General features: G+C 72.7%; 21 protein-coding genes. 7 read left to right on the top strand and 14 right to left on the bottom strand.

Annotated elements, in window-relative coordinates; all coding sequences use genetic code 11:
* Positions 1 to 118: 118 nt before the first annotated feature.
* The 4 genes from FHX73_RS44995 to FHX73_RS28635 all read right to left on the bottom strand — a co-directional run bounded on the left by FHX73_RS44995 (position 119) and on the right by FHX73_RS28635 (position 1858).
* Positions 119 to 289: a thiomuracin/GE37468 family thiazolyl RiPP peptide gene (locus FHX73_RS44995; protein ID WP_170305118.1), complete on the bottom strand. Its 171-nt coding sequence runs from the start codon at positions 287 to 289 to the stop codon at positions 119 to 121.
* A gap of 53 nt (positions 290 to 342) precedes the next feature.
* The gene (locus FHX73_RS44990) at positions 343 to 510 is read right to left on the bottom strand and encodes a thiomuracin/GE37468 family thiazolyl RiPP peptide (protein WP_170305117.1); all 168 of its coding nucleotides are present in this window, start codon (positions 508 to 510) and stop codon (positions 343 to 345) included.
* A 54-nt stretch (positions 511 to 564) separates the two neighbouring features.
* On the bottom strand, positions 565 to 732 hold the full coding sequence (locus FHX73_RS44985; RefSeq protein ID WP_170305117.1) for a thiomuracin/GE37468 family thiazolyl RiPP peptide: 168 nt from the start codon (positions 730 to 732) through the stop codon (positions 565 to 567).
* Between the two features lie 61 nt (positions 733 to 793).
* Entirely contained in the window at positions 794 to 1858 is a 1065-nt protein-coding gene (locus tag FHX73_RS28635) for an LLM class flavin-dependent oxidoreductase (protein WP_145908786.1), read from the bottom strand.
* Positions 1859 to 2205: 347 nt separating this feature from the next.
* On the opposite strand from FHX73_RS28635, the gene FHX73_RS28630 reads away from it, so the two are divergent.
* From FHX73_RS28630 to FHX73_RS28605, 6 genes are all read left to right on the top strand, one after another.
* A complete protein-coding gene (locus FHX73_RS28630; RefSeq protein ID WP_170305116.1) occupies positions 2206 to 4257 on the top strand; it encodes a radical SAM protein in 2052 nt (683 codons plus the stop codon).
* A gap of 166 nt (positions 4258 to 4423) precedes the next feature.
* A complete protein-coding gene (locus tag FHX73_RS28625) occupies positions 4424 to 4855 on the top strand; it encodes a winged helix-turn-helix transcriptional regulator (RefSeq protein ID WP_145908784.1) in 432 nt (143 codons plus the stop codon).
* Positions 4856 to 5314: 459 nt separating this feature from the next.
* The gene (locus tag FHX73_RS28620) at positions 5315 to 7606 is read left to right on the top strand and encodes an alpha-L-fucosidase (RefSeq protein WP_246213932.1); all 2292 of its coding nucleotides are present in this window, start codon (positions 5315 to 5317) and stop codon (positions 7604 to 7606) included.
* A 104-nt stretch (positions 7607 to 7710) separates the two neighbouring features.
* The gene (locus FHX73_RS28615; protein WP_170305115.1) at positions 7711 to 8772 is read left to right on the top strand and encodes a lactonase family protein; all 1062 of its coding nucleotides are present in this window, start codon (positions 7711 to 7713) and stop codon (positions 8770 to 8772) included.
* 23 nt (positions 8773 to 8795) lie between these two features.
* Positions 8796 to 9749, top strand: a complete 954-nt coding sequence (locus FHX73_RS28610; protein ID WP_145908781.1) for a phosphotransferase family protein — start codon at positions 8796 to 8798, stop codon at positions 9747 to 9749.
* 101 nt (positions 9750 to 9850) lie between these two features.
* The gene (locus tag FHX73_RS28605; protein WP_145908780.1) at positions 9851 to 10771 is read left to right on the top strand and encodes an NADP-dependent oxidoreductase; all 921 of its coding nucleotides are present in this window, start codon (positions 9851 to 9853) and stop codon (positions 10769 to 10771) included.
* A 12-nt stretch (positions 10772 to 10783) separates the two neighbouring features.
* Here FHX73_RS28605 and FHX73_RS28600 read toward each other — a convergent pair whose 3' ends face one another.
* The 3 genes from FHX73_RS28600 to FHX73_RS28590 are packed head-to-tail and all read right to left on the bottom strand — an operon-like array spanning position 10784 to position 12937.
* Positions 10784 to 11149, bottom strand: a complete 366-nt coding sequence (locus FHX73_RS28600; protein ID WP_145908779.1) for a DUF1304 domain-containing protein — start codon at positions 11147 to 11149, stop codon at positions 10784 to 10786.
* Between the two features lie 31 nt (positions 11150 to 11180).
* A complete protein-coding gene (locus tag FHX73_RS28595) occupies positions 11181 to 11675 on the bottom strand; it encodes a universal stress protein (protein WP_145908778.1) in 495 nt (164 codons plus the stop codon).
* 5 nt (positions 11676 to 11680) lie between these two features.
* Positions 11681 to 12937, bottom strand: coding sequence for an SLC13 family permease (locus FHX73_RS28590; RefSeq protein WP_145908777.1), 1257 nt, complete (start codon positions 12935 to 12937; stop codon positions 11681 to 11683).
* Positions 12938 to 13133: 196 nt separating this feature from the next.
* Between FHX73_RS28590 and FHX73_RS28585 the strand changes: the two genes are divergently transcribed.
* Positions 13134 to 13571, top strand: coding sequence for a DoxX family protein (locus tag FHX73_RS28585; protein ID WP_145908776.1), 438 nt, complete (start codon positions 13134 to 13136; stop codon positions 13569 to 13571).
* A 66-nt stretch (positions 13572 to 13637) separates the two neighbouring features.
* Here the strand turns inward: FHX73_RS28585 and FHX73_RS28580 are convergent, their stop codons facing one another.
* Genes FHX73_RS28580 through FHX73_RS28550 form a run of 7 tightly spaced genes read right to left on the bottom strand, consistent with a single transcriptional unit; the run spans position 13638 to position 22082 of the window.
* Positions 13638 to 16016 carry a glycoside hydrolase family 95 protein gene (locus FHX73_RS28580; protein ID WP_246213931.1) on the bottom strand — a complete coding sequence of 793 codons (2379 nt, stop codon included), beginning with the start codon at positions 16014 to 16016 and terminating at the stop codon, positions 13638 to 13640.
* A 16-nt stretch (positions 16017 to 16032) separates the two neighbouring features.
* Complete coding sequence (gene larE, locus FHX73_RS28575) at positions 16033 to 16908, bottom strand: ATP-dependent sacrificial sulfur transferase LarE (RefSeq protein ID WP_145908775.1); 876 nt, start codon at positions 16906 to 16908, stop codon at positions 16033 to 16035.
* Complete coding sequence (gene larC / locus FHX73_RS28570) at positions 16905 to 18086, bottom strand: nickel pincer cofactor biosynthesis protein LarC (RefSeq protein WP_145908774.1); 1182 nt, start codon at positions 18084 to 18086, stop codon at positions 16905 to 16907. The genes larE and larC overlap by 4 nt, the downstream gene beginning before the upstream one ends.
* Positions 18083 to 18763, bottom strand: a complete 681-nt coding sequence (larB, locus tag FHX73_RS28565; protein ID WP_145908773.1) for a nickel pincer cofactor biosynthesis protein LarB — start codon at positions 18761 to 18763, stop codon at positions 18083 to 18085. Before larB ends, larC begins: the two co-directional genes overlap by 4 nt.
* Before the next feature lie 30 nt (positions 18764 to 18793).
* Positions 18794 to 19915 carry a glycerate kinase gene (locus tag FHX73_RS28560; protein WP_145908772.1) on the bottom strand — a complete coding sequence of 374 codons (1122 nt, stop codon included), beginning with the start codon at positions 19913 to 19915 and terminating at the stop codon, positions 18794 to 18796.
* Positions 19912 to 21201 (bottom strand): nickel-dependent lactate racemase, encoded by a 1290-nt coding sequence (gene larA / locus FHX73_RS28555; protein ID WP_145908771.1) that lies wholly within the window; start codon positions 21199 to 21201, stop codon positions 19912 to 19914. The genes FHX73_RS28560 and larA overlap by 4 nt, the downstream gene beginning before the upstream one ends.
* Positions 21198 to 22082 carry an amidohydrolase family protein gene (locus FHX73_RS28550; RefSeq protein ID WP_145908770.1) on the bottom strand — a complete coding sequence of 295 codons (885 nt, stop codon included), beginning with the start codon at positions 22080 to 22082 and terminating at the stop codon, positions 21198 to 21200. Before FHX73_RS28550 ends, larA begins: the two co-directional genes overlap by 4 nt.
* Positions 22083 to 22120: the final 38 nt, after the last annotated feature.

The raw sequence follows: 22120 nt of genomic DNA, 5'->3' as shown, positions 1-22120 counted from the left end.
ACCACCGCTTCTACGAGAGTGCATTGATGACTGGTCAGCAGGAGGACCGAGAGCCACTCGATCCTCTTACGCGCGCACGCACCGGCTAGAGCACATGTGCCCGGAGATCAGCACCGGATCAGGTGCAGGAACAGCACGGGGTGCAGCAGCAGCAGCTGCTGGTCCCCTTGGAAGCGGACAACTCCGTGAGGCCGTAACCGGCCGTCACCGACGCGGGAACGACCGCGCCCAGGTCCACCAACTCGAAGGCGCTGTCATCCAGCACCAGGTCGTCGTTGAAACCCTCCATGTCTTTCACCTCCTTCGTTCACCGGATCGATCAGTGAGCAGTCCCGCACCCGATCAGGTGCAGGAGCAGCACGGGGTGCAGCAGCAGCAGCTGCTACCGCCGCTCGAAGCGGCGAGCTCGGTCAGGCCGTAACCGGCCGTCACCGACGCGGGAACCACCACGCCCAGGTCCACCAGCTCGAAGGTGCTGTCATCCAGCACCAGGTCGTCGAAACCCTCCATGTCTTTCACCTCCCCAGTGCACTCGGATCGTTCAGCCGCCCGCCCCGCACCCGATCAGGTGCAGGAGCAGCACGGGGTGCAGCAGCAGCAGCTGCTGCCACCGCTCGAAGCGGCGAGCTCGGTCAGGCCGTAACCAGCCGTCACCGACGCGGGAACCACCACGCCCAGGTCCACCAGCTCGAAGGTGCTGTCATCCAGCACCAGGTCGTCGAAACCCTCCATGTCTTTCACCTCCTTCCGTCACCACGCCGGTGCCGGCCGCACGAAGGCCGGCGCCGACGGGTCAGAGTGCTTTCACCTCCGGCAGGACCTGGTCGCAGAAGAGCTCCAGGGTCTGCCGAGCTTCGGGGAGCGGCATCGCGCCGAAATCGATCTGCCAAAGGATCTGGTCGACGCCGCCGATGTGGTCGTTGAAGGCGCGGATCCGGTCGATGACCGTGGCCGGCGAGCCGACGATCGCGCCGCCTTCGGTGTAGAGCTTGGCGGGCTGCAGGCCGCGCAGCATCCAGCCGAAGCCGGAGTAGCCGCGGTAGGCCGAGGACTCCCGCCTGTCCCAGGGGCTGACGGCTTCCGCCCAGACGTCCAGGTAGCGGCGCAGGTAGGTCTCGGCGATCTCCTGCGCGCGCTCGTCGGTCTCGGCGACCACCAGCGGCAGGCTGGCCGCGACCCGGGGCCGCAGTCCCGAACTCCCGTGCGCCGCCTGGAAGGCGTCGCGGTAGATGTTCAGCTGGTCGCGGAACTCGTGCGGCGAGATCATCGGGGTGATCAGCAGCCCCAGCCCCTCCGTGCCCAGCCAGTCGAAGCTCTCCGGGGTGCGCACCGCGGCGCCCCACATCGGCGGGTGCGGCTGCTGGGTGGGGCGCGGGCGCCCGGTCACGTTGCGGTAGGAGAAGAACGGCGTGTCCTCGCTGATGTTCTCCTCGGTCCAGATCCGCCGCACCGCGCGGATGGTCTCGCGGTACCGGTCGACGCTCTCGTCCATCGGCACGCCCAGCGCATCGAACTCGTCCGGCAGGTACGCCCGGGCGAATCCCACATCGAGCCGGCCGCCGCTGATCGCGTCCACCTGGGCGGCTTCCGCGGCCAGCTGGATCGGATGGTGGAAGACCGGCAGGACGCACCCGGTGATCAGCCTGACCGAGTTCGTCCGGGCGGCCACCGCGGAGAGGAAACCCAACGGGCTGGGGCAGTAGCCACCGTAGTGGTGGAGATAGTGCTCGGTCATCTTGACCGAATCCAAACCGCCCAGTTCGGCCTGCACCGACAATTCCAGCGCGTCACTGAAATAGGTCTCCGGAGATTTCGTCTCCGGCGTGCAGTCGGGGAGAAAAGAAAGCCCGAAGCGCACCGATACCACACTCCCTGTAACAACCGGATATCCACCGGATGAATCCCGGGGTTCGTCACCCGAGCAGACCGGGGCCTCTCGGCACGTCACCGGCTGTTTCGCCGCTGACGCTACATCGGGCCACCGGGGTCGTCAATGTCGCCCGGCAATGGCTGCCGAACTCAAATAAAGCTCAAATCAGCCCGGTATCCTCGGAGATACTTAAGGTGCGGAGAGTGCGTTATTGACGCTGCCGCCGGGCAATGGAAGCGTTGGTTCCATCGGCCATCCATGCATTGCCGATCGATTGCGCCCGGGTGAACGGCGCAGGAATACGGAACAGTGGCACCCAGAACGGATGTGTAGCCATGACCTCCAGCCTCGACCCGGTCGCCGACGCCGGCGGGCGAGCGACGCCGACGCCCGCGAAGCGCAGAACCGTCCAACTCGTCGAGTTCACCGCGATGCAGGGGGTCCGGTACAGCATCACCCTCGGGTACCTCAAGGCGAGCGCGCTCGCCGACCCCGCCCTCGACGCGGCCTGCGACTTCCGGATCACCGTGCGGGAGCAGAGCGGCGGGGAGCAGGCGACGAAGGAGCTGCTCGACACCTGGGACGAGCCGTTCGCGGTCGCGCTGACGGTGTTCTTCTGGAACCGCGCCCAGTCCCTTGAGCTGGCCCGCCAGGTGAAGGAGCGTTGGCCAAACTGCCACGTCCTGGTCGGCGGCAACGACGTGAGCTACCAGCAGGACGCGGTGTTCTCCGAGGCGCCCTGGGTGGACGTGCTGGTGCACGGCGAGGGCGAACTGCGCTTCCGCGACCTGCTGCACGCCTATCTGAACGACGCGGACCCGACCGCCGGGGCCCTCGCCGAGATCCCCGGCATCAGCTTCTGGCGCAACGGCGAGGTCGTCACCAACACGGACGCGGACCGGATCACCGACCTCGAACAGATCGTCTCGCCGATCCTCTCCCCGGTGTACTCCGACGAGGAGATCACCGGCTCGTCCATGATCGTCTACGAGACCAACCGGGGCTGCCCGTACGGCTGCGCGTTCTGCTACTGGGGCGGCGCCACCAACTCCAAGGTCCGCCAGTTCGACCTGGAGCGGATCTTCGCCGAGCTGGACCGGCTGATCCGGCTGATGCCCACGGACGCGACGCTGTTCATCGCGGACGCCAACTTCGGCATCCTGGGCCGCGACCGGCAGATCGCCGAGCACATCGTGGAGCTCAGCAAGCGGTACAACAAGCGGCTGGTCGTCAGCACCAACTGGGCGAAGAACGGCAACGACCGCATCGTCGAGATCGCCAGCATGCTGCACGCCGCCGAGCTGACCGGCGCGATCACGCTGTCCGCGCAGTCCTTCGACACGGACGTGCTGAAGATCGCCAACCGCGCCAACATCCGCACCAACCACTACCGCCGGCTGCTGTCCCGCTTCCGCGAACTCGACGTGCCCACTTACACCGACCTGATCTGGGGCCTGCCCGGCGAAACCTTCGCCACCTACCTCAACGGGATCGAGGAGGTGTTGAGCGCGGGCGGCTCCCCGGTGATCTATCCGCTGCTGCTGCTGAACAACACCGATTACTCGCGCGAGGCCTTCAAGGACGAGCACGAACTGCGCACCCGCCTGATGCCCGCCGACATCACCAACCCCGACCTCGTCGCCGACGTCGTCATCGGGCACTCCGCGATGACGGCGGACGAGTGGGTGCGCGGCATGGAGTTCCGGGTGTCGATGACGCTGTTCCAGAAGATCCTGCTGCGCTGCGCGCTGCGCGTGCTGCACTCGACCACCGGCGTGCGGATGGTCGAACTGTGCCAGCAGCTGTGGACGTTCCTGCTGGACGAGTGCGCCGACCCGTTCATCCGGGCCGTCGCCCGCGACGTCTGCGCCGTCTACCGGGAGCCGTCCACCCTGGACATGTCGCTGCTGCGCACCGTCATCGGCAACCACGTGGTGGTGCCCGAGGAGGTGCACTACCAGGCTCTGCTGTGCCGCGCCGTCCGCACCGAGAGCGCCACCGCGGAGCTGCTCAACGCCGCGGTGGACCACCTGTGCGGCTGGCTGGCCGGCTCCGGCTTCGAGATCGACCGGGTCCTGGTCGACAGCGCGCTGACCCTGGACCTCGCGTCGACGACGATCCTGCGCGCGAGCCTGCGCGGTGAGCTGGTCGAGGCGCAGTTCGCCGTCCCGCGGCAGGGCTGGGACCTGCTGGTCGAGTCCGGCGACGTGCCGTCCGGCCTCGACACGAGCCACCAGGGCAACGTCGTGCGCGGCACGGTGTGGGCACCGCAGCGCTGGGTCGACTTCCCGATCAGCGTCTACGCACTGTCCATCTGGCACGGCACCGGCCGTCCGCTGTACGACCTGCTGTTCGCCCTGCCCGACCAGCTGCCGGCCGCGGCATGACCGACTGAGCGGGATTGACAGGTCGTTGTTAGCGCGAACATCATGGTCACATCACGTGCGACACGTGCAATTCGTGCATCATGCGCAGCACGCACATCACGCGCATCCCGGGGTACTCACGCTTCTGCACAAGGGTGTTGCTCTGCCCCGTGAACGTTGGGGAACCATGACGACCGAACCTGACCCTTACCGCTCAGACGACGCCACCCGCTCCGAGGACGCCTGCCGGCCGATCATCGACCAGCTCACCGACAAGTGGTCGATGACGGTCATGGGGGTCCTCGAAGAGCCCCGGCGGTTCAACGAGATCAAGCGCCGCATCGACTGCGTGACCCAGCGGGTCCTGACCCAGACCCTGCGCCGGCTGGAACGCAACGGCATGATCGTGCGCCGGGTCCTGCCGACCTCGCCCGTCGGGGTCGAGTACTCGCTCACCCCGCTCGGCGAATCCCTGCTGGAGCCGTACAACCTGCTGCACGCCTGGAGCCTCGCCAACACGGACGCGATCCGGGCCCACCAGCAGGAGTACGACCGGCGGGGGACGACACTGCGCGCCGGCACCGGATCCCCGGTGCCGGCGCGCAGCACGAGTGGGTGACGCCGAGCCAGGTACCGATATCGATCCGATGTATCCGCACTCTGCCGAGCAGCCGACCTCGCGCGGCCCGGACGGACGGAAGGGCCGCAGTGGCCGCCCACAGTTGCTGACTGAGCGTCAGATCACGTGCTCAGCAAGCCTTTTTCTTCCGATCGAACTCGGAAGGCGCGCTGTCGAAGGACAGTCGAATCGACTCCGTCGACCCGAGTTCGACGATCTCAGAGGTCGCGAGACATCCGATATATCGCCGTCGAACGTCTTGACATGGTGCCGTAACGGCCGCGATACATGTACCTGGCCCACGGAGCCCGTCCCGCCGTGAGCGTTCCAGGAGCGATCGGAGCATCCATGTCACGATCCATCAGCCGCCGAAGTGTGCTCACCGGTCTGGCAGTTGCGACCGTCGCCGCCGCCATCGGCCCCGGCGGCGCAGTAGCCGCAACCGCAGCCACACCCGCATTGGCCGAGGCCCCAGTGGTCGAGGGCGACCCGCTGCCCCTGGTCCCGCTGCGCGTCCCGCAGCTGGACCAAGGGGCCTGGCAGCAGCCCGACAGCAAGATCCAGTGGATGCGCGACAACAAGCTCGCCATGTTCATCCACTGGGGCGTCTACTCGGCGCCGGCCCAGGGCGAGTGGTACATGTTCAGCTCGAAGACCCAGCCGACCACCTACCGGGCGAACTACGCCGCCTCCTTCGCCAGTCAGTCCCAGTCCTACGACCCCACCGCCTGGGCCCAGCTGGCGAGCGATCTCGGCGCCGCCCAGGTGGTGCTGACCACCCGTCACCACGAGGGCTTCGCCCTGTGGCCCAGCGGCCACCCCAACGCCTGGACCAGTGGCGACACCCCGTTCCCCGCCGGCACGGACTTCGTCAAGGGCTACGTGGACGCCGTGCGCGCGGCCGGCCTGCGGGTCGGGCTCTACTACTCCCCCATCGACTGGCGCTACCCCGGCTACTACGACGTCTCCGGCGCGACGCCGCCGAACCCCGCCCTCACCTCCGACTGCGTGCTGCCGAACAGCCCGTACCCGTGGAACTACGAGGGCACCAACCCGGCCGGCTTCGACTACCACGAGAACGCCCGCACCATGAAGAACGAGGTCTACCAGTCCGTCAAGGAGCTGGTCACCGACTACGGCGCGATCGACGACTTCTGGTGGGACGGCGGCTGGCTGGCGCAGCAGGGCACCGACGCGGCCGGGTCCTTCTTCTGGGAGCCCGGCCAGTACCGCGACCCCGGCAACGGCTGGCTGGTCGACGCCGCGTACGGCGAGACCGAGCCCGGCACCGGCAAGCCGCTCGGGCTCACCGGCCTGGTGCGCCGGCACCAGCCGAACGCGGTCTCCAACTCGCGGTCCGGGTGGAAGGGCGACTACGACGAGGAGGAGGGCGGCTACGTCTCGACCGGCCCGATCCGGTACGGCCGCCTGGTCCAGAAGGCGTTCAGCATCTCCGGCACGACCTGGGGCTACGACGGCGACGTCGCGATGTCCTTCTCCTCGGCCATGGCCGTCTTCGTCAACGCCTTCGTCCGCGACATGTGCGTGATCGTCAACGTCGGCCCGGACGCGACGGGCACGGTCCCGAGCAAGCAGGCGGCGGTGCTGCGCCAGGTCGGCGGGTTCATGAGCGCCAACCACGAGGCGCTCTACAGCACCCGCGGCGGCCCGTGGAACCCGGTGGAGGGCCAGTACGGCTTCACCTTCGCCAACCAGACCGTCTACGCGCACCTGCTGGCCGGCTACAGCGGCGGCAGCAGCTTCACCACCCCCTCGCTGGGCGACGCGAAGGTCACCGCGGTGTACGACGTGGTGTCGAAGAACTCGCTCTCCTTCGCCACGAGCGGCGGGAACAGCGTCACCGTCACCGGCATCGACCGCACCCGCTACCCCGACGACACGATCATCGCGATCGTCTTCGACCGCTCGGTGGTCCCGGCGGACATCGCCCGCGGCGCCACGGTCACCGCCGACAGCGCCCAGACCGGACAGGGGAACGGGGCCGCCAACGCGGTGGACGGGGACACCTCCACCCGCTGGTGCGCCACCGACGGAAACACCCGCCACTGGCTCCAGGTCGACCTCGGCTCGGTGCGCTCGCTCACCGGGGTCCGGCTCGCCTGGGAACAGCCGGACAACGCCTACCAGTTCCGGATCGACGGATCCTCCGACGGATCCACCTGGTCGCCCCTGACCGACCAGACCGGCAACACCACCGCCGCCCAGGTGCAGGCCCTGACCTTCACCGCCCAGGCCCGCTACCTCCGAGTGACCGTCACCGGCGGGCTGAGCAACGCCGTCTGGGCCTCCATCCGCTCGTTCGAGGTCTACGACCGCGCGTTCCTGGACCCGTCGCTGGCCGGCGGCGACCTCGCACTCGGCCGGCCCGCCAGCTCCTCCTCCAACGAGAACAGCTCACTGGTCGCGGCCAACGCCTTCGACGGCAATCCGACCACCCGCTGGTCCAGCCAGTTCTCCGACCCGCAGTGGCTCCAGGTCGACCTCGGCTCCACCCAGACCATCGGCCGCGTGGTCCTCAACTGGGAGTACTCCCACGCGACGGCCTACCAGCTCCAGGTCTCCGACGACGCGAGCACCTGGACCACCCTCTACTCCACCACCAGCGGCAACGGCGGGGTGGAGAACATCAGCGGCCTGTCCGGCTCCGGGCGGTACGTGCGGATGTACGGCACCGCGCGCGCCACCCAGTGGAGCTACTCGCTCTACGCGATGGAGGTGTTCAGCAGCTGACCCGGACGGGTCGACCCGCGGGCCTGCCGGATCGTCATCCGGCAGGCCCGTTCGCAGCGCCGGACCCCGGCGAACGCAATCGACGAACGAGAGCAGGGCTCCACTTGAACCGCCCCCCGACCGCCACGACCGGTGGCTCGCTGATCATCGGCAGTGCCGCCCCCGCCCACGCCCTCGGCGCCGGCCTGTCCACCGTCCGCTACGACCGCGACGGCGCCATGACCCTCCTCAGCACCCTGCCGGTGGACCGCCCGTCCTACGCGGCCGCCGATCCGAGGCGCGCGGTGCTGCACGCCGTCCTGGAAGAGCAGGCCGGGCAGGTCCTCTCCCTGCGGATCGACTCCGGCACCGGGTTCCAGGGCCCGCCGGCCACGGCCGTCAGCGGCGGCGCGGGCCCGTGCCACCTCGCCGTCCACCCCGGCGGTTCGCACGTCTTCGCGGCCCACTACGGCGACGGCGTCCTCTCGGTCATCCCCACCGACGCCGACGGCCTGGTCTCCCCCGCCGGGCCGTCGCAGACCATCCGCCTTCCCGCCGAGCGGCATCAGTCCCCGCACGCGCACATGGCCGCCCCCTCCCCGGACGGCCGGTTCCTGCTCTGCACCGACCTCGGCACCGACCGGGTCCACGTCTTCGCCTTCGACCCGGCCGCCGGCCGGCTCAGCGAGCACCGGGTGGCCCAGCTGCCGCCGGGCAGCGGCCCCCGGCACCTCGTCTTCCACCCGTCGGGCCGGCACGTCCACGTTCTCAACGAGCTCTCCGCCACCCTCACCGTCTGCACCTGGGACGCGCGCTCCGGCCACCTTGAACCCGTCGGCGAGCTGACGACCCGCCAGGACCCGAGCGCCCCGAACGCCAACTCCGCGGCCGCCGTCCGGGTGTCCACGGACGGCCGCTTCCTCTACACCACCAACCGCGGCGACGACACGATCGCCGTGCACGCCGTGCACGATGACGGCGCGTCGGTCGAGCTGCTCACCACCGTCCCCTGCGGCGGCAGCTGGCCCCGCGACATCGCCCTCACCCCCGACGGGCGGCTGCTGTTCTGCGCCAACCAGGGCTCCGACACCCTCACGGCCTTCCACCGCGACCCGCTCTCCGGGACGCTGACCCCCGCCGGCGCGCCCCTTGCAGTCACCGAGCCCACCTCCGTCCTGCCCGTCTGACACCGAACACCCGGAGCGCAACCGTGCAACACCATGACGAGAAGTGGCTCGCCGAGTTCGCCCGGCTCGGCCACCCCGGCGCCGAGCCGCTGGCCGCCGGCATGGAGGGCGCCGTCTACCGGCTCGGCGGCGGCCTGGTCGCCAAGGTGTGGGCGCACCGCTCGGCCGCGGAGCTGGCCCGCCTCCAGGAGTTCTGCGCCGAACTGGCCGGGCAGGGGCTCGGCTTCCGCACCCCGCGGATCCACGCGGTGCACGCCACCGGCCTCGGGCTGTGCACCGTCGAGGACGAGCTGTCCGGACGTCCGCTCGCCACCGCCCTGGGCCGGGACGGCGAGCTGCCCGGCCCCGAGGTGGTCGACCGGGTGCTCGACGTGCTCGCGCTGCTCGCCGCCGTGCCCACGCCCGAACGGCTCGGCCTGCTGCCGGTGCTCGACGAGACCGCGCCGCTGCGCGACGGCCGGACCGGCTGGGCCGAGGCACTGATCGCCCTCATCGACCGCCGGCTCGACCGGTTCGGCCACCTGCTGGCCCGTCAGGTCCCCGGGCTGGACCGCCGGGTCGCGCGGCTCCGCCAGCTGCTGCGGTCCCGGCCGGCCGGGCGGGACGGCCTGGTCCACGGCGATCTGGTCACCGCGAACATCCTGGTCGACGAGGACCTGCGCCCCACCGCGCTGCTCGACTTCGGCTTCCTCACCACCCCCGGCGACCCGGCCTTCGACGCCGCCGTGACGGCGAGCATCGTGGACATGTACGGCCCCCGGGCCCGCGAGACCGAGGCGCTCTTCGACGACGCCCTCGTCGCCCGCTTCGGCTACCCCCGGGAGCTGCTGCTCCTGCACCGGGCGGCCTACGCCCTGATCACCAGCAACGCCTACGACCCGGCGGGCGCGGACGGCCACTTCCGGTGGTGCGTGCGGATGCTGCTGCGCAAGGACGTCGCCGCGCTGCTCGACGGCGGCAACCGGCTGGTGCCCTGACGGCCTGTCGGGTACACCGAGCGTCCCTGCCCGGCCTAGCGTTTCCGGTGGTGCCCGCACGGTGCGCCAGACAACTACACCGATGACCTGGAGGTTGGTTCATGCGCGCGGTGACCTACGACTCGTACGCCCCCGACAACTCGCAGCTGCGGTACGGCGAGGTGGCCGAGCCCAAGGTCGGACCCGGTGAGGTGCTGATCCAGGTCCGCGCGGCGGCCGTCAACCCGGTCGACTGGAAGGTCATGGCCGGCGGCCTGGACGGCATGATGGAGACCGTCTTCCCGGTCGTCCCCGGCTGGGACGTGGCCGGGGTGGTGGCCCGCACCGGCCCCGACACGCCCGAGTTCGTGCCCGGCGACGAGGTGATGGCCTACGCCCGCAAGGACGTGGTGCAGGGCGGCACCTTCGCCGAGTACGTGGCCGTCGCCGCCACGTCGGTGGCGCGCAAGCCCGCCGCGCTCGACTGGGCGCAGGCGGCCGGGCTGCCGCTGGCCGGCCTGACCGCGCTGCGCAGCCTGGACCGGCTGCAGCTCGGGTCCGGTGACGTGCTGCTGGTGCACGGCGCGGCCGGCGGCGTGGGCAGCCTGGCGGTGCAGCTCGGCTGGGACCGCGGCGCCCGGGTGATCGGCACGGCCTCGGAGCGCAACCACGCGTTCGTCCGCGAGCTGGGCGGCGAGCCGGTGAGCTACGGGGACGGCCTCATCGAGCGGGTGCGGGCGCTGGCGCCTGACGGTGTGACGGCCGTGGCGGACTTCGTCGGCGGCCAGCTGGAGACCACGCTGGCCGTGCTCGCCGACGGCGGCCGGCACGTCTCGATCGCCGACCCGGGCGTCGAGCAGCACGGCGGCCACTGGGTCTGGGTCCGCCCGGACGGTGCCAAGCTGGCCGAACTGGCCGCCGCCGTCGACCGGGGAGCGCTGACCGTCGAGGTCGCGCAGACCTTCCCGCTGGAGCGCACGGCCGAGGCCTTCGACGCCAGCCGCACCGGTCACACCCGGGGGAAGCTGGTCATCGAGCCGTAGACCGACGCTGCGTCAGTAGTGGCTCGCCAGCACCAGGGCGAGCCCGATCAGCGCCGGCACGGTCTGCACGAAGAGGATCTTCCGGCTGGCGGTGGCCGCGCCGTACGCGCCGGCCACCGCCACGCACGCCAGGAAGAACACCTTCGCCTGGAAGCCGACCGGGTCCGAGGCCACCGCGCCCCACACCAGACCGGCGGCCAGGAAGCCGTTGTACAGGCCCTGATTGGCGGCGAGCGCCTTGGTGGCGGTGGCGAACTCGGCCGTGGTCCCGAACGACGCCCGCGCCCTCGGAGTGGTCCACAGGAACATCTCCAGGACCAGGATGTACACGTGCAGCGCGGCGATGAGCAGCACCACCGTGGTTGCGGCGATCGACATGGGCACCATGATCACACGGACCGGCCGCCGGCTACGCCCGCGCCGCTGCTGGTGCCGCTCCTGGCCAGACCAGCAGGACGGGGCACGGCGCGTGGTCGACCACGAACCGCCCGGCGGGGCCCAGGCTGTGCGGCCCGAGGTGGGTGCGGTCGCCGTCCCGGGCGAGCACCAGCAGGTCGGCTCCCTCGGCGGCGGCCACCACCTCGCGCTCCACCCGGCCGGTCCGCGCCAGCTGCGCGCAGGGCCGTCCCAGCAGCTCGGCGGCGGCTTGCAGCAGCTGCCGGGCGGAGTCGGCGGCCAGGCCCTCCAGGCGGGTGCCCGGATCGCTCCCCCAACCCCCGGGCGGCTGCGGCCCCTTCGGGTGCCCGCGCCCGAGCAGGCCGGCAAACGCACCGTGCGCGACCCCGGGCACCTCGGTGCCGGCGACGTGCAGCAGGACGATCTCGGCGCCCTGCGCGGCGTGCGCACGGGCGGCCTCGACGCAGGCGGGCCAGGTGCCCTCGGCGACCCACACCACGACGGCCATGGCTCTCACCCTCCGACGATCCGCAGCGATCCCCACAGTGCTACCACAGCCAGCAGCAACGCCGGTGGCACGACGAGCAGTCCGAGCCGGGTGAACTCGCCGAGCGGGACGTCGGTGTCGTGCTCGCGCACGATCCGCCGCCAGAGCAGGGTGGCCAGGGAACCGGCGTAGGTCAGGTTGGGGCCGATGTTGACGCCCAGCAGCACCGCGAGCACCGCGCCGGGCCCGGCGGGGGCGGCGAGCGGCAGCAGCACGAGGGTGGCGGGCAGGTTGTTGATCACGTTCGCCAGGACGGCCGCCAGGGCCGCGGTGCCCAGCAGCGCCGGCAGCGCGGTGCCGTGCGGCACGAGGTGCGCGAGCCCGGAGGCGAGCCCGTTGTCGACCACCGCGCGCACCACGATCCCGAGCGCCAGCACGAAGGCGAGGAACGGCACGGCGGCGGCCCGCCCGATGGCGGTCACGGTGGTGCGGCGGCGGGCCAGGGCCCGCACCGCGAGCGTCAGGGCACCGGCCAGCGCGGCCCAGGCCGGGTCGATCCCGATCGCCGAGGCGAGCACGAAGCCCGCCAGCGTGCCGGCGACGGTGAGCAGGGCGAACAGCGGCATCTCGGGTGCCGGTCCGCTCGCCGGCGCCTGCGCGCCCGCGTCCAGGTCGGCCGCGAAGAACCGCCGCAGCACCACGTACTCGACCCCGATGGCCACCAGCCACGGCAGGGCCATCAGCGCCGCGAACCGGGTGAAGCCGAGCCCGCTGGCCGCGAAGGCCAGCAGGTTCGTCAGGTTGGAGACCGGCAACAGGAGTGACGCGGTGTTCGACAGGTGGGTGCAGGCGTACAGGTGCGGCTTCGGCCGGGCCCCGAGCCGGGCGGCGGTCGCGAAGACCACCGGCGTGAGCAGCACCACCGTGGCGTCCAGGCTGAGCACCGCCGTGATCACCGAGGCGACCGCGAACACCTGCACCAGCAGCCGGCGCGGCCGCCCCACAGCGCTCCGGGCCATCCAGGCCCCGCAGGCGTGGAAGAGGCCCTCGCCGTCGCAGAGCTCGGCGAGCACCAGCACGGCGGCGAGGAAGCCGATCACCGGGCCGAGCCGCGCGGCCTCGGCCGCGGCGTGGGCCGGCGAGATGGCACCGGTGGCGACCACCAGGGCGGCGGCCGGGACGGCGACCACTGCCTCCGGCCACCCCCACGGCCGCACGACGGCGCAGACCAGCACCACCACCAGCAGGGTGACCGACAAGGCCTCGGCGACGAACGTGTTCAGGGTCGGCTCCAGGAGAGAAGTGGCCAGGTGGCGTCACCATCCTGGCATCCCCGGCATCCGCCCCCGTCGCGGTGTGAGCGTGAACATCGCCGAAGAAAGTCGGGCGATCCGTTGAACGGACATGCCAGCCGGTGCGTACCGCCTGGTGCCGCCATCGGCGCCACTCACCACAACTCCCCGACCACATGGAGCTGCGATGTCCTTCACCACCGCCACCGAGGAGCTCGCCGAGCGGGCCACGCCGCACGCGACCGCCGGCCTGCGCATGGTGGCCGCCCTGCTCTTCAGCTGCCACGGCGCGGCCACCCTGTTCGACGTGCTCGGCGGTGCCCACGGCGGTCCGGTGCCGGTCGGCCAGTGGCCGGGCTGGTGGGCCGCGCTGATCCAGCTGGTCGGCGGCGTCCTGGTGCTGCTGGGCCTGGGCACCAGGCCCGCGGCCCTGCTCTGCTCCGGCTCGATGGCCTACGCCTACTTCACGGTCCACCAGGAGGTCTCCCTGTGGCCGATCCAGAACGGCGGTGAGCTGTCGGTGCTGTTCTGCTGGATATTCCTGGCCATCGCGGTCACCGGCCCGGGCAGCCTCGCCCTCGACCGGGTGCTGCGCCGCTCCCCCCAGCCCGCCCTGGCGCGCTAGCGGGTACGCCGAAGGCGGGGTGCCGGACGAGGAACTCGTCCGGCACCCCGCCCAGGTGACCATCAGTCAGATCGCCTCAACCGAAGACGTGATGGCGAGCCGGTAGCGCTCGCCGGCCGCCACCTGGATCCGGTACCGGCCGTCGTCACCCGGGACGTGCTCGGCCACCAGCACGCCCTCCGGCAGGCATAGCTCGACCACACCCGTGCGCTTCGCCCGCAACTCAACCGTGACCAGCCGTCCCTGACGCCACATCAGATCAACCGTGACGCCGCCCCGCGCGCGCAGCCCGTGGACCTCGCCGTCCGGCCAGGACGGCGGCAGCGCGGGCAGCAGGCGCAGCACGCCGTTGTGGCTCTGCAGCAGCATCTCGGCGATCGCGGCGGTGATGCCGAAGTTGCCGTCGATCTGGAAGAGCTGCGGCGGGTGCAGGTCGAAGAGGTTGGGCGCGATCGAGGTGGCGAGCAGGCGCTCGACGGCGTGCCCGGCGAGCGCGCCGTCGCCCAGGCGTGCGGCCAGGGCGGCGACCCAGGCCAGGCTCCAGCCGGTACCGCCGCCGCCGTGCTCCAGCCGGCGGTCCAGGGCGAGGCGGGCCGGGTCGAGCAGCGTCGTGTCGCCCAGCGGGTCGATGGCGCTGCCCGGGTAGAGGCCGTACAGGTGGGAGAGGTGCCGGTGGCCGGGGTCCTCGTCCGGGAGGTCCTCCCACCACTCCAGCAGGCGCCCGTCGGTGCCCATCGCCGGTGGACGCAGCCGGGCCCGGAGCCCGGTCAGCTCGGCCGCGAACTCGTGGTCCACGTCGAGTTCGCGGGCGGCGGCGACGGTGGTGTCGAACAGCTCGGCGGTGAGCCAGTAGTCCATGGTGGAGCCGGCGGAGACGGCGGCCATGCTGCCGTCGGCGAGCCGGAACTGGTGCTCGGGCGAGGTGGACGGGCAGGTGAGCAGCGTGCCGTCGGCATCCTCGACCAACAGGTGGGTGAGGAACCGGGCGGCCTCGCGCATCACCGGGTAGGCGCGGTCGGCGAGGAAGGCGCGGTCGCCGTGGAAGAGATGGTGGTCCCACAGGTGGGCGGCCAGCCAGGGGCCGGCCATCGGCCAGGCGAACCACATCGGCTTCCCCAGCACCGGGTTGGTGGCGCGCCAGATGTCGACGTTGTGGTGGCAGGTCCAGCCCGGCGCGTCGTAGTAGGCCCGCGCCGTGCCCTGCCCGGCCTCGGCGAGGTCGGTAACGAGGTCGAAGAGGGGCTCGTGGCACTGCGCGAGACCGGTGCTCTCGGCGAGCCAGTAGTTCATCTGGAGGTTGATGTTGGAGGTCCAGTCGCAGTTCCAGGGCGGGGTGACGAAGGTGTTCCAGATGCCCTGGAGGTTGGCGGGCTGGGTGCCGGGCCGCGAGGAGGCGATCAGCAGGTAGCGGCCGTAGGCGAAGAGCAGGGCCGCGAGCCCGGGGTCGTCCCCGCCCGCGTTGGCGGCGGCGAGGCGCTCGTCGGTCGGCTGCTCCGCCGCCTGCTCGGCGCCGTGCAGCCGCAGGCCGGCCGCGCCGAAGAGGCGCTGGTGGTCCGTCACATGATCGGCGAGCAGCTCGTCGTAGTCCTTGCCCTCGGCCTGCTCCAGCCACCGCCGGGCCTCGGCGAGCGCGGTCTCCGCTCCCTCGGGCCGCTGCTGCCAGCCCCGGAACCCGGTGCCGACGGCGATCAGCAGCACCGCCTCGTCGGCACCGGTGACCTCGATCCCCTCCTCGGCCACGGCGACCCGGCCGTTCACGGTGCGCACGCGCAGCGCGGCCGCGAAACCGGTGCCCTCGTCGGCCTGGTAGACGGCGGACTCGTCCGGCCCGGACGGGAGCCGCACCGGCGCGCGACCGTGGATCGCCAGGCCGTGCTCGGCGTCCGCCGTCGTGCACGCACCCTGATGGGGTGTCGTGAAGCCGACCCGGAAGGAGAGCGCCCCGGGGGTGTCGGCGGTCAGGCGCACGGCCAGCACGCCCGCCGGGGCCGAGACGAAGCTCTCCCGCAGGTGGCGGACGCCGCCTGCGGTAAACGAGACGGTGTGCACGGCCCGGTCCAGGTCCAGCGCCCGCCGGTAGTCGTCCGCCTGGTCCTGCTCGACGCCCGGGAAGGTCAGCAGCAGGGCGCCCAGGGGCTGGTAGGCCTCGGTATCGGGCCCTTGGAAGTGCTCCAGGGCGATCGCCTCGGCGCGGGCGTAGTCGCGGTCGTCGAGCACCGCCGCCCGCAGGGCGGGCAGGTGGGCTGCGCCACCCGCCCGGTCGCGCGGGCCGGGCCCGCCGGACCAGAGCGTGTCCGCGTTGAGCTCGATCCGCTCGGCGTGCACACCGCCGTGGGCCAGCGCGCCGAGCCGCCCGTTCCCGAGCGGCAGCGCCTGCAGCAGGTCCTCGGCGGGGCGCCGGTACCAGAGCTGCTCGGTGGGGGTCTGCTGATGATCCGTCAGCACAGTCTCGTTCCGATCGTCAGGGGGTCAGGTGGCTGCGGGTCGCCGCAGCCCCGCTTTCGTGGTTGAGCCGGCCGGAGGCGAAGGAGTCGACGGTGAGCGGCAGTTCACCGAAGCCGGCGGCGGCGACGGCCTGCGCCAGCGAGGCGAGCCCGGCCGCCTCACTCGCGACCTCGCCGTCGAGCTCGACCCGGACGGTGTCGCCGAGGTCGCGCACCCGCAGCTGCGCGGTGCGCAGCCCGGCCCGGTCGAGCAGCTCGCGGACCGCCGTCTCGGCCCGGTCGACCCGGCTCAGCCGGTGGCTGGTGACCGGGATGCCGTAGCGGATCCGGCTGGCCAGGCAGGGGGTGGCGGGCTTGTCCCAGGTGGGCAGCGACCAGAGCCGGCTGACGGCCCGGACGCCGGCCTTGGTGAGGCCGGTGTCGAGCAGCGGGGTGCGGATGCCGCGCTCGCGCCCGGCCCGGATGCCGGGCCGGAACGGGTCGGCGGCGTCGTCGGCGTTGGTGCCGGTGGCGACCTGGTCGAAGCCGTGCTCGCGGGCCACCGCACTGATGCCGTCGAGGACTTCGGACTTGCAGAAGTAGCACCGGTCCGGGCCGTTGGCCTGGTACCCGGGGCTGTCCAACTCGTTGGTCCGGTGGGCCAGGTGGGCCACGCCGAGGGAGTCGGCCAGGGCCCGGGCGGCGGCCAGCTCGCCGGCGGCCAGGCTCGCCGAGTCCGCCGTCACGGCGAGCACGGCGCCCGCTCCCAGCGCCCGGACGCCTGCGGCGAGCACCAGCGCGGAGTCGGCGCCGCCGGAGTAGGCGACCGCGAACGGCCCCGTCTCGCGCACGGTCGCCAGCAGCGCCGCCGCCTTCTCCTGCACGGCCTGGACATCGTCGGATCGGCTGTTCATCGTGTATTGCCCTCCCTCGTCTGCTCCGCCTCGGCCAGTCGCCGGGCCCGGTCGGCGACCGTGCGCAGCGGCAGGCCCAGGCTCGCGGCGGCGGCCGCGACGTCGTCGTGCTCCGCCTTGCTGCCGAACGGCCCCTGCTTGACCCGGATCGGCAGGCCGTCGACCTCGACGGTGCTCATCCGGCGCGGCGCCGCGACCCGGGTCTGCGCGGTCTGCCGGACCCCGAGCGTGCCGGTCTCGGCGAGCAGCAGCTGCCGCAGCCGCTCGGCGTCGGCCGGCCGGGCGAGCAGGTGCAGCACCTGCGCCGGCCGGCCCTTCTTCATCACGGCCGGGGTCGTCCAGGCGTCCAGCGCGCCCTCGGCGAGCGCCCGCGTGATGGTGTGGGCCAGCGCCTCGCCGGTGACGTCGTCGAGGTTGGTCTCCAGGGTCACCACGTCCTCGACCGCCGGGTCCAGCGGTGGGACCCCGAGCGGGCGGCCCAGCGTGACGGCCACGACGTTGGGACGGTCCGTCAGGAGCCTGGTGCCGACGCCGTAGCCGGTCGCCACCGGCACCATCGGCGGCGGCGGTCCGTACCGCGCCCCGGCCGCGCGCAGCAGGGCGGCGCCGGTCGGGGTGACGGTCTCGCCGGGCAGGTCGCTGCCGGTCACGGCGGCGCCGGCGAGCAGGGCCATGGTGGCCGGGGCCGGGCAGGGCAGCACGCCGTGGGCGGAGCGGACCCGGCCGACGCCGAGTGGCAGCGGGGCGCAGTACAGCTCCGTGACGTCGAGCGCGTGCAGCGCGGCGGCGACTCCGACGATGTCCACCAGGGCGTCGTGGCCGCCGAGTTCGTGCAGGTGGACGTCGGCCGGGTCGGCGCCGTGCAGGCGGCCCTCGGCCCGGGCGATCGCGGTGAGCGCCGCAACGCCCAGTACGGCCACCGGCTCGGGGCGCGCGGCGGCGGCCAGCTCGATGAGTTCGGCGGCCCGCCGCTCGGTGGCGTGGTCGGTCACCCGCACCCGCGCGCTGGTCGCCGTGAGGCCGTGCGAGGTCACCCGGACGGCCTCCAGCTCCCAGCCGGTCAGCCCGGTCGCGGCGATCGACTCCCGCACCCGCTCCAGCGGTGCCCCGGCGTCGAGCAGCGCGCCCAGCAGCATGTCGCCGGCCAGGCCGGTGAACGGGTTGAGCCAGCAGATCACGCGCGCCGCCTCCCCGCCCAGGCGAGCCGGTGGGCGGCCATCGCGGCGCCGAACCCGGAGTCGATGTTGACGACGGTGACGCCGGCGGCGCAGGAGGCGTGCATGGCCAGCAGGGCGGTCACCCCGGCGAACGACGCGCCGTAGCCGGTCGAGACGGGGACGGCGATCACCGGGCAGCCGACCAGCCCGCCCACCACGCTGGCCAGCGCGCCCTCCATCCCGGCGACCACGACCACCGCGTCGCTCTCCCGCAGCCGCTCCTGGACCCGCAGCACGCGGTGCAGGCCCGCGACTCCCACATCCTGCACGGTGCTGACGGCCAGGCCCACGGCCGTGGCCACGGCGGCGGCCTCGGCGGCCACCGGCAGGTCGGAGGTGCCGGCCGAGACGACGGTCAGCGTGAAGCCGTCCGTCGCGGCCGGGCGCCAGACCAGCAGGCCGGCCAGCGCGTCGTACGCACCGCCCGGCACGTGGGCCAGGACCTCGGCGGCGGTCTGCGCGTCGACCCGGGTGACGAGCACCGGGCCCTCGTTGTGGCGCAGCAACTCGCCCACGATCGCCCGGATCTGATCGGTCGTCTTGCCGGGGCCGTAGACCACCTCGGGCAGCCCCTGGCGCTGCTCGCGACCGATGTCCAGCTGGGCGAAGTCGAGGTCGTGGACGCGGGTGGGGTGCATGAGATCAGTCCTTGCTGTGCGGTGCTGTGGTCAGCCGAACCGGTGGGCCAGTTCGGCGCCGGTCTCGTGGAGCAGGCGGCGGGTCTCGGCCATCGCGATCCGCTCGCTTCCGGCGCGCTCGGTGAGCGAGTGCGCGGAGTCGATGCCGTGGCGGGCCAGTTCGGCGAGCGGGACCTCCAGGCGGCCGGCCACGGCGGCGACCGGGACGCCGGCGCGGCGGGCCAGCTCGGCGACGCCGATCGGGGCCTTGCCGCGCAGGCTCTGGGCGTCCAGGCAGCCCTCGCCCACCACCACGAGCGCGGCCTCGGCCAGGGCGGTGTCCAGGCCGAGCTCGGCCAGCAGCACCGCCACACCCGCCTCCCGGCGGGCGCCCAGCACCAGGGCGGCGAACCCGGCCCCGCCGGCCGCCCCGGCCCCGGGCCGGCCGGACAGGTCGGTTCCGGTCTGCCGGGCCAGCACCCGGGCGAGCCGGCTCAGCCCGGCCTCCAGCACGGCGACCTGCTCGGCGTCGGCCCCTTTCTGGGGCGCGAAGACGACGGCGGCGCCGTCGGGACCGAGCAGCGGGTTGTCGACGTCGGAGGCGAGCACCAGCCGGGTGTCCCGGAGCCGGGGGTCGAGGCCGGTCAGGTCGACCGTCTCCAGGTCGGCCAAGGCTGCGCCACGGGGCGGGAGTTCGCCGCCCCGGGCGTCCAGCAGGCGGGCGCCGAGGGCGCGCAGCACGCCGGCCCCGCCGTCGGTGGTCGCGCTGCCGCCGACCGCCAGGACGATCTCACGGCAGCCCATGTCCAAAGCGGCGCGCAGCAGTTCGCCGGTCCCGTAGGTGGTGGCAGCGAGCGGTTCGGCCCGGCCAGCGGGCAGCAGGTGCAGCCCGCTGGCCTGGGCCAGCTCGACGACGGCGCGGGTGCCGAGCACGGCCAGCTCGGCCGTGACCGGCTCACCCGTCGGGCCGCTGACCGGGACCGGCACGGTGCGGTAGCCGGCCGCGCGGAACGCCGCCACCGTGCCCTCGCCGCCGTCGGCGACCGGCGCCTCGCGCACCCGCAGTCCGGGCGCCGCCTGCCGGATGCCCTCGGCGAGCCAACGGCAGGCCTGCACGGCGCTGGCCGATCCGCGGAACTTGTCCAGGCAGACCAGGATCTGACGCTGCGTCATATCGCTGCATCCTCGCCGTGGCGCAGGTAGGGGATGGTCATCGGCCCCTCCGGCAGCACGCACAGCCGGGCGTCCGGGCCGGCAGCGGCGAGTGCCTCGGCCACGGTCGCCGAGATGTCGGCGGTCTGCTCCAGGTGCGCGGTCGCCAGCTCGGCATCGCTGAGGTGGGAGGTGTGCATCACCACCCGGCAGGAGGACTGGATCCGCGCCTGGACCTGCACCTGCCACTGGTCGGGCACGGTCCGCTGCCTGGCCCCGATCTCGGCGAGCAGGGCCTGCGGGGAGGCGGCGGAGGCGAGCACCTCGCGGTACGAGCCGTGGTCCGGGAAGCCGTCGCGGCACTCGGCCGCGCAGACGATCAGACCGCCCGGCCGCACCACCGTATGGGCGGCCGACATGCCCTTGACCGACTGGTAGAGGTTCTGGTCCAGCGGGTGGCCGGCGTTCGTGGTGACCACCACGTCGTACAGGTGGTCCACCGGCCGCATCGCCAGCCGGCGGGCGGCGGCCGTGGCGGCGGCGTGCATGGGCAGCAGGTCGCCGCCGAAGGCCTCGACGATGCGCTGGTCGCGGTTGAGCACGACGTCCAGCGCGAAGTCGACGCCCGTGCCCTCGGCGATGGCGCGCACGTCGTCGTGGACGGGGTTGCCGAAGACGCTCCCCCAGGTCGCCCGCGGATCGCCGATGCGCTTCGCATCGTGCAGCACCAGCACCGTCTCCAGCCCGGCCAGGCCGGGCGCGACCAGCTTGGGGCCGCCGGAGAAGCCGGCGAAGAAGTGCGGCTCGACGAAGCCGGTGGTGATCCGGACGTCGGCGTCGACCCACTCGCGGTTGAGCCAGACCGGCACGTCGTCGCCGTACCGGCCCATCCAGCGCAGCTGCGCGGCGTCGCGGGCGTCGTGGTTGACGATCCTGATCCGGTCGACCACCTCGTCGCCGAACATCCGGCGCAGCTCGTCCGGGTCGTTGCCCCGGTGGGTGCCGGTGGCGACCAGGATCACCACGTCCTCGGGCCGGACGATGCCGTCGAGTTCGGCCAGGACGGCCGGGATCATCAGGTGGCGCGGCTGCGGGCGGGTGCCGTCGCAGGCCGAGATGGCCACCGTCTGGCCCGGCTTGACCCGCCCGCGCAGCGGCGGTCCCGCGACCGGTCGACGCAGCGCCGCGCGGAGCACGGCCGTCTCGTCGGCGGCGCCGGGGTGGTGCAGCGGCTCCACCACGGTGGTGACCGCGGGGTCGACCTCGATGTCGAGGCCGGTCGTGCCGTAGGCGAGTCGGACCTTCACGCTCCATCCTCCTGAGAAAGCACTGCCTCCCGGGAAGGTACGGTCAGCCCGTAGACCCGGGCCGCCGTGCCGGCGAACACCTGGGCGCGCTCGTGCGGCGCCAGGCGCCCCGTCAAGTCCTGTGCGGTGCTGACGACTTGTCCGTACGATGCGGCCAGCAGGCAGACCGGCCAGTCGGAGCCGAACATGATCCGCTCGGGCCCGAAGGCGTCCAGCGCGACCTCGGCGTACGGGCGCAGGTCGGCGAGGGTCCAGTGGTCCCGGTCGGCTTCCGTCACCAGGCCGGAGAGCTTGCAGGACACGGTGGGCTCGCGCGCCAGCTCGCGCAGCAGCTCGGCCCAGGGGTCCTGCTCGCCGCGTGCGATCGGCGGCTTGGAGAGGTGGTCGAGGACGAAGCGCTGCTCCGGCAAGGCGCGCACCGTCTCGATCGCGGCCGGGAGTTGGTGCGGCAGGGTGAGCAGGTCGTAGCAGAGCCCGGCCTCGCCCACCGCACGCAGCCCGCGCCGGACGTCGGGGCGGGCGAGCCAGGCCGGGTCGGCCTCGCCCTGGACCAGGTGCCGCACGCCGACCAGCAGGTCGCCGCCCGGGCCCTGCCGCAGCTCGGCGAGGGTGTCGGCGATCCCGGGGTCGGTGAGGTCCACCCAGCCGACGACGCCGGCGACCAGCGGTTCGGCGGCGGCCAGCGCGAGGAACTCCCTGGTCTCGTCGAGATCCGGCAGCACCTGCACCAGCACGGTGCGCCCGATGCCCGCCGCCTTCGCCAGCGGTGCCAGGTCGGCCGGACCGAAACTCCGGCGGATGTCCGCCAACTCCGGCGCATCCAGCCATGGTTGTGGGCGTCTGGTCAGGTCCCAGACGTGGTGGTGCGCGTCGATTCTCACGCGCGATCACTCCTCGGTCTACGGCGGGGCGAACAGAA

The organism is Kitasatospora viridis, from assembly GCF_007829815.1.
In the GTDB taxonomy this organism is placed as follows: Bacteria; Actinomycetota; Actinomycetes; order Streptomycetales; family Streptomycetaceae; genus Kitasatospora; species Kitasatospora viridis.
Note: the sequence above shows the minus strand (reverse complement) of the source record. Positions and strands in the feature narration are given on the sequence as shown.

Bases quoted from the DNA above. Each gene is read 5' to 3' on its own strand.
- larB (WP_145908773.1), bottom strand. From the start codon at position 18,763: ATGCACCCCACCCGCGTCCACGACCTCGACTTCGCCCAGCTGGACATC.
- FHX73_RS28585 (WP_145908776.1), top strand. From the start codon at position 13,134: ATGTCCTTCACCACCGCCACCGAGGAGCTCGCCGAGCGGGCCACGCCG.
- FHX73_RS44985 (WP_170305117.1), bottom strand. From the start codon at position 732: ATGGAGGGTTTCGACGACCTGGTGCTGGATGACAGCACCTTCGAGCTG.
- larE (WP_145908775.1), bottom strand. From the start codon at position 16,908: ATGAACAGCCGATCCGACGATGTCCAGGCCGTGCAGGAGAAGGCGGCG.
- FHX73_RS44995 (WP_170305118.1), bottom strand. From the start codon at position 289: ATGGAGGGTTTCAACGACGACCTGGTGCTGGATGACAGCGCCTTCGAG.
- FHX73_RS28630 (WP_170305116.1), top strand. From the start codon at position 2,206: ATGACCTCCAGCCTCGACCCGGTCGCCGACGCCGGCGGGCGAGCGACG.
- FHX73_RS44990 (WP_170305117.1), bottom strand. From the start codon at position 510: ATGGAGGGTTTCGACGACCTGGTGCTGGATGACAGCACCTTCGAGCTG.
- FHX73_RS28605 (WP_145908780.1), top strand. From the start codon at position 9,851: ATGCGCGCGGTGACCTACGACTCGTACGCCCCCGACAACTCGCAGCTG.
- FHX73_RS28625 (WP_145908784.1), top strand. From the start codon at position 4,424: ATGACGACCGAACCTGACCCTTACCGCTCAGACGACGCCACCCGCTCC.
- FHX73_RS28595 (WP_145908778.1), bottom strand. From the start codon at position 11,675: ATGGCCGTCGTGGTGTGGGTCGCCGAGGGCACCTGGCCCGCCTGCGTC.
- FHX73_RS28600 (WP_145908779.1), bottom strand. From the start codon at position 11,149: ATGTCGATCGCCGCAACCACGGTGGTGCTGCTCATCGCCGCGCTGCAC.
- FHX73_RS28560 (WP_145908772.1), bottom strand. From the start codon at position 19,915: ATGACGCAGCGTCAGATCCTGGTCTGCCTGGACAAGTTCCGCGGATCG.